At 37.2% G+C, this 6847-nt stretch carries 7 protein-coding genes; 2 read left to right on the forward strand and 5 right to left on the reverse strand.

What is annotated here, in order from left to right; translation table 11 throughout:
• The first annotated feature begins 305 nt into the window (after positions 1-305).
• The gene (locus ABYT26_RS14010) at positions 306-968 is read left to right on the forward strand and encodes a DUF2461 domain-containing protein (RefSeq protein ID WP_372754957.1); all 663 of its coding nucleotides are present in this window, start codon (positions 306-308) and stop codon (positions 966-968) included.
• 104 nt (positions 969-1072) lie between these two features.
• On the opposite strand, the gene ABYT26_RS14015 is transcribed toward ABYT26_RS14010, so the two are convergent.
• A complete protein-coding gene (locus ABYT26_RS14015; RefSeq protein ID WP_372754959.1) occupies positions 1073-2242 on the reverse strand; it encodes a response regulator in 1170 nt (389 codons plus the stop codon).
• Between the two features lie 338 nt (positions 2243-2580).
• Here ABYT26_RS14015 and ABYT26_RS14020 point away from each other — a divergent pair, with 338 nt between their 5' ends.
• Positions 2581-2724, forward strand: a complete 144-nt coding sequence (locus ABYT26_RS14020; protein WP_372754961.1) for a hypothetical protein — start codon at positions 2581-2583, stop codon at positions 2722-2724.
• A gap of 335 nt (positions 2725-3059) precedes the next feature.
• On the opposite strand, the gene ABYT26_RS14025 is transcribed toward ABYT26_RS14020, so the two are convergent.
• The 4 genes from ABYT26_RS14025 to rfbD form a co-directional block, all read right to left on the reverse strand.
• On the reverse strand, positions 3060-4226 hold the full coding sequence (locus tag ABYT26_RS14025) for a mannose-1-phosphate guanylyltransferase (protein WP_372754963.1): 1167 nt from the start codon (positions 4224-4226) through the stop codon (positions 3060-3062).
• Between the two features lie 35 nt (positions 4227-4261).
• Positions 4262-4555 (reverse strand): GIY-YIG nuclease family protein, encoded by a 294-nt coding sequence (locus tag ABYT26_RS14030; RefSeq protein ID WP_372754965.1) that lies wholly within the window; start codon positions 4553-4555, stop codon positions 4262-4264.
• Positions 4556-4696: 141 nt separating this feature from the next.
• On the reverse strand, positions 4697-5743 hold the full coding sequence (rfbB, locus tag ABYT26_RS14035) for a dTDP-glucose 4,6-dehydratase (RefSeq protein ID WP_372754967.1): 1047 nt from the start codon (positions 5741-5743) through the stop codon (positions 4697-4699).
• Between the two features lie 236 nt (positions 5744-5979).
• Positions 5980-6847: dTDP-4-dehydrorhamnose reductase (gene rfbD, locus ABYT26_RS14040; protein WP_372754969.1), on the reverse strand; the 868-nt coding region annotated here is incomplete at its 5' end.

Below are 6847 nucleotides of genomic sequence, written 5' to 3' on the forward strand. Positions count from 1 at the left end.
TAAAAATATTTTTTTTGATAAATAATTTTAATTATTCCATATAAGTCAGCTTTTTTGCTCCGACCAATTTTGCTTTCTTTGTTATCGCAGCAAAATTCAATTTTAGTAATTCATAGAAAAATGACAAGAAAAGGTGATCTTTTGCAAGGGAATATCCTTATAAACTACTTTTAAGGGAGCATAATCTATGCTCTGTATTTTCAAAACCGGAAGGTAATATACACAAAAACAAGAACAAATTCCCAGAAAAAATAACTGTATTCATCTCTTTCTTAAAAGATCATAAAACCACACAAAACAATAATATGCTAAACAAGAATATTTACGCTTTTTTGTTAGAACTACGCGAAAACAATAACAGAGAATGGTTTCACACCAACAAAAACAAATACAAGCAAGCAAAAGAAGATTTTGAGCTTTTTACAGCACTTTGCATAGAGCAATTAAAAAAAATTGATCCTGACCTAGGGGCTTTGAGAGCCAAAGACTGTATTTTCAGAATCTTTCGAGATGTACGATTTTCAAATGATAAAAGGCCTTACAAAACACATTTTGGTGCTTTTCTGGCAAAAAATGGGCGAAAGAGTCAATATGGAGGTTACTACATTCATGTGGAGCCAGAAGGTAGCTTTTTAGGCGGAGGTTGTTATCAGCCTGCATCTCCTGCATTAAAGGCCATCCGGAAAGAAATATTTCACAATCCTCTAGAATTTAAAGCAATCATCAGCAATAAGGAGTTCACTTCTCATTACCCCGAATTATATGGGGAAAAACTAAAAACAGCTCCTCGCGGTTATCCCAAAGATTTTGAACACATCAATCTATTGAATTTTAAAAACTATGCCGTGGTTAGAAGTGTAAGCGATGAGATTGTGCAATCGGAACAATTTTCAGAGGAGATTTTAAAAAGCTTTGCGAGCTTACAACCTTTAAATGCTTTCCTAAATGAAATTTTAGAAGATTTGTAGGAGAACTCTCAAACAGTACGATCAGCTAAAACAGCTCAGAATTTGAAAAGTAGGAATTCTTCACATTCCGAGCTTCTGTTTTCAATTATGCAAGTACAAAAAAACTAATAAACAGGCAGTAGAAAAGAAACCCGAACGCCTCCATCAGTCAAATTATCTACTTCAACATTCGCTTTATGCAGATCCATCACTAATTTTACAACCACTAAACCAGCAGTAAAGCGCTTGAAGTCATTTTTACGATCTTCCTTGTTCAGCTCAAAGAAATGGAAAGTGTAATTCACCTCCGATGGAGCAAACTGCACACCCGAGTCCTGCACAAATACCTTAACACTCTGACCTTCCAGGGAAGCTCCTACCAATACTTCGGAACGTAAAGGAGCATTGGCAACTGCATTCTCGATGACTTTCTCTATGCTAATACCGAGCAATCTTTCATCTCCTTGAATAATATAGTTTTTAGGAATATCGATCTTTAGTTTTACTTTCCGATCAGCGATGAGTGGTTTCAACTTTTCCACGTTCTCTTTCACCAAATCGAAAACAGATATTCCTTTGATCTTCATTTCGTAACGATCGAAACGCAAAGCAGAAAGCAGAAGAGCCATATCCGACACTCCTGTTAATTTCTCGCAAGCCTGAATAATGTAACGTACATATTTTAAATTGGTCTTGTTCTTAATGGAAAACTCTAACATCTCCGCAAAACCAACAATGCCATTAAGTGGCTCGCGCAATTCGGTAGACATCAGGGAAAGGAAGTCGTTTTTGGCATCTTCAAGCGTAGACAGTTGGTAATTGGCATGCTCTAATTTTTGGTTCGACTCCTCCAACTCTAAAGTTCGGGCAGCCACTCTCTCTTCCAAGTCGAGGTTCATCATTTTTAGCTGCTGATTTTTAGCCTGCAAATCAAGATGAGTATTCACTCTGGCCACCAATTCCTGAGGATTAAATGGCTTAGTGACATAATCTTGTGCACCTACCTCAAAACCTTTTATAATTGCTTCCTCATCTACTTTAGCTGTAAGAAAAATAACCGGAATATCCTTCGTCTTATCTTTTGATTTGAAATAGGTACAAACCTCATAACCATCCATTTCCGGCATCATGATATCCAACAAAATCAAATCAAAACTTTTAGCTACGCACAATTTTATAGCATCAGATCCATTTAATGCCGAAGATATTTGGTAACAATCATCAGAAAGAATCGATTGCAAAACTTTAATGTTATCTACTATGTCATCAACAATTAAAATTTGATACTTATTCATCTAAGGTATTTTTATGTATTATATATTTTGGGGGCAGACACTCCATTACTGAGCTACTAACGCTCTTTGTACTTAACATTTTCGACAACTAGGTAAAATGCAGCATAAATATAAGATATAATTAGGAAGATGAAAAACTAGAAAAGAATATTTTCCCTGCTTTCTCTAATTATTTACCTTATTAATTAATCTCATCTTACTTACCCATTGATTCTTGTATACATCCTATGTTTTGACTCCTGATTCTCAGAAACGAAATTAGATACTAAAACTCTCCATTTTATCATATTTTTTTTAACTTTATAGTCAATTATACACTACTACAAAAACAATTTGCAATGGAATTAGAAAACCTACCTGGAGAGATAGCTGAAGCTATCCGAAAAGGGGCATCAGAAAACGAACTGATTCAAATGGCCAATCGCCTGCTGGAAAAGGGAGATCAGGAAAATGCCGCAAGAATCTTAGAACTTTGCATTTAGCACTGCTCTAAAAACCATAAACCCCCATTGAATGTGATCCAATGGGGGTTTTTCTTTAAGGCTTTTTTTTTAGTTCTTTGTTCATGTCGGAAACTGCAGCTTGGGCAGTCAACCCTTTCTGCCAGAATAATTTTCAATTAAAATCTTTTGTACTACACGTCTTAAACAGATCTTTTTCATCTCAAGAATTCCACAAAAACATTCGCGAACCCAAAAGAAAAATGGTGCGTTCAAATACCATACAAAATTAAAAATCATCCTTTTCTGCGTCATCTGCTTCCTTTTTAAACTTTCTTTCTTTTCCTCGATACAAAGAAACTCTTACTATTTAAAATCTAGGAATCAAGAACCGCAGCGCGAAATTCTTTAATGCGCTGTTCCTCCTCTTTCTTACAGATCAAGAGAACCTCATTGTCTTCTACAACAATATAATCCTGAAGTCCCTGAATCACCACCTTCTTATCTTTGGGCATGTTCACTATGCAATTGCTAGACTCAAAAACATGAACCTGATTGCCAAGTATGGTATTCCCCTGCTCGCTGCGTTCACGTTTCTCCCAAAGCGATCCCCAGGTTCCCAAATCGGACCAGCCAAAATCAGCCGGCTGAACATAAATATTATCGGCCTTTTCCATGATACCATAATCAATAGAAACATTCACACAAGTAGGAAACATCTCATCGATAAAACTTTGCTCCTTTGGACCATTGTACACAGAAGCACCTTTTTTAAATAGTTCAGCTACCTCTGGCAAATAACTTTCAAAAGCATTCAATATATTTTTTAGCGACCATAAGAAGATTCCAGAATTCCAGAAATAGTTGCCTGCATCCATATATTCTTTAGCGGTTTCGAGATTTGGCTTTTCTTTAAAAGACTCAACTTTACAAATCCCCCTCTTAGTCTCGCCCGAAGGGGAGAGATTAATTCCCATATCAGTCATTGTCTCATAAGATTCTCCTTCCGAACCAATACAAATCTTCTTATTCCCTAAGTCATTATTCATTGAGGACGAAGCCGCCTGAATGTATCCGTAACCAGTTTCAGGACGATGTGGCCGAATACCTAAAGTCAATAAAGAATCAGACGTACATGTAAACTCCAAACCTTTTTCCACCACACGAACAAACTCTTCCTCTTTGCTGATTAAATGATCGGAAGGTGCAACCACCATATTGGCATCGGGATTTAATTCCTTGATTTTATAGGCTGCATAAGCAATACAGGGTGCCGTATTTCGCATGCAGGGCTCCAGCAAAATATTGCTCTCGAGCAATTCGGGACATTGTTCTGCCACCAGTGTTTTGTACTTAGCAGAAGTCACAATAAGGATATTTTCTGCAGGGGCGATCGTTTTAAAACGGGCTACTGTTTGCTGCAACAGACTTTTTCCCGTTCCCAGAACATCTAAAAATTGCTTGGGCTTCTCCTCAGTACTCATGGGCCAGAATCGGGAACCAACTCCCCCAGCCATTATTACGATGTAGTTGTTTTTGTTCATAGTATAGTGTTTTTTTATAGAACAGTCTCAAAATTCTACAAATCTTTATACAAATCCCTCCACTCTGAATTCAGACCAGCAATCAAGTCTAGTTTCTTTTGTCGGGAACCTGCCTTTATTTGTTTTTCTCTTTCAATTGCTTCACCGATATCAAAAAATTGTTCGTAGTAAACCAATTTATCAACATTATAGCGAGCTGTGAACGACTTGGGATTACTCTTTGTTTTATGCTGTTCCTCACGCAATTTCAAATTCCATGTTACACCTGTATAGAGAACCGTATTATTCCTATTAGAAAGTATGTAAACTATATAACTACGGTATTCCATTTTTAATTGTCATTACGAGGGAGCCTCAAGCGACTGCGGTAATCTGTTAAAAATCGAGTCTCCTTCTATTTTTTTTGCTATTTGCGAGGAGATTGCTTCGTCGTACCTCCTCGCAAAGACAGTCATAAATAGAAAAAAGTACTACTTATACATCTCAGCATAGTACTTCTCGTACTCTCCGCTGGTGATGTTTTCCATCCACTCCTTATTTTCGAGGTACCATTTCACAGTCTTTTCGATTCCTTCCTCAAACTGAAGTGATGGCTCCCAACCCAATTCATTCTTCAATTTGGTAGAATCAATGGCGTAACGCAAATCATGTCCTGCACGATCGGTAACATAGGTAATCAGTTTTTCTGATTCTCCTTCTACACGACCTAATAATCGGTCAACGGTTTTAATCATCACCTTAATCAGATCGATATTCGTCCACTCGTTAAAACCACCAATATTGTAGGTATCCCCATGTTTTCCATTGTGAAAAATCACATCAATAGCTCGAGCATGATCTTCCACGTACAACCAATCGCGAACATTCTCGCCTTTTCCATAAACAGGCAATGGCTTGTTGTTACAGATATTGTTAATGAATAAAGGAATCAATTTCTCAGGAAACTGATAGGAACCGTAGTTATTCGAGCAATTTGAAATCACGGTTGGCAATCCGAAGGTATCGTGAAAAGCTCTCACAAAGTGATCGGATGAAGCTTTAGACGCCGAATAAGGTGAATGTGGATCGTAAGCAGTGGTTTCCAGGAAGAAACCTTCCTCGCCTAAAGAACCATATACTTCATCAGTAGAAACATGATAAAATAATTTGCCCTCAAAATTTCCATCCCAGGCGTGTTTTGCGGCCTGCAATAAAGATAAAGTCCCCATTACATTGGTCTGAGCAAAAGAGAAAGGATCCTTAATGGAACGATCGACATGCGACTCTGCAGCCAAATGAATAACACTTTCGATCTGATAATCGGCAAATACTTTTTGCACCTTCTCGAAATCGCAGATATCACATTTTACAAATTCGTAGTTCTCTTTCTTCTCAATATCTTTTAGGTTGGCCAGATTTCCAGCATAAGTCAATACATCCATATTGACAATTCTATATTCCGGATATTTATTCACCAACAAACGTACGAGGTGGGAACCGATAAATCCGGCACCGCCTGTTACTAGGATTGATTTCATATTTATATTTTTTCAAATTAAAACCACAAATTACACCAATTTCACAAATTCTAAAATTTATATTCATTAGTGCAATTTGATGTTATTTCATTTATTTCAATTACAAAATATTTAAACCACAAATTTTTCTGATTTCACAGATTAAAAAGAAACATCGCAAACAATACTTACTCTATTTCTTGAAATCACACTACTTTTAAACATTAGTAATTTGTGTTCATTTGTGAAATTTGTGGTTATTTCATTAATTTCTCAATGCATTCCTTCAAAGAATCTCTCCAGTAAGGAACTTCAATTCCAAAAGTAGCTTTTATCTTTGCTTTATTTAAAACTGAATAGTGAGGACGCTGTGCCGGAGTAGGATAATCTTTGGTCTCGATAGGATTCACCTGACAATCTACATTTCCCATTTCCATGATGGCTTTTGAAAAATCGTACCAGGAGGCTACTCCTTCGTTCGAAAAGTGATACACTTTGCCTTTTTCATCCATTCTCCCTTCTTTGGACAAGATTTCCAGACAAGTATGAGCCAAATCTTTCGCATAAGTTGGTGTTCCCACCTGATCGAAGATGACCCCTAAACTGTCTCGCTCCCCACCAAGTCGCAACATGGTTTTCACAAAGTTGTTCCCGAAAGCAGAATACAACCAGGAAGTACGAAGCACCAAAGATTCAGAAGAAGAATTAATTACATATTCCTCTCCTTTTCGTTTGGTTTTTCCATACACACCGATTGGCGATACTTCCACATCTTCGGTATAGGGAACATGTGCAGTTCCATCAAACACGTAATCGGTAGAAATGTGAATCAATTTCAAGTCTAGCTCCTCCGCTACAGACACCAAATTACCTACTGCTTTAGCATTTACCAATTCTGCTGTTGCTGCATCCTCTTCGGCTTTATCCACTGCAGTATAAGCAGCACAGTTGATAATACCATTAATTTGATTTTCGCTTACAAACCGGGCAAGCATTTCTCTATTGCAAATGTCTAATTCCGGTAGATCGGAAAACACAAATTGAAGTTTTGGAAACTTTTGAGCCAAAGATTTGATTTCTGAGCCCAACTGCCCATTAGCTCCTGTTATTAAAATTTTCATAAAC

The organism is Labilibaculum sp., assembly GCF_041595635.1.
Taxonomy (GTDB): Bacteria; Bacteroidota; Bacteroidia; order Bacteroidales; family Marinifilaceae; genus Labilibaculum.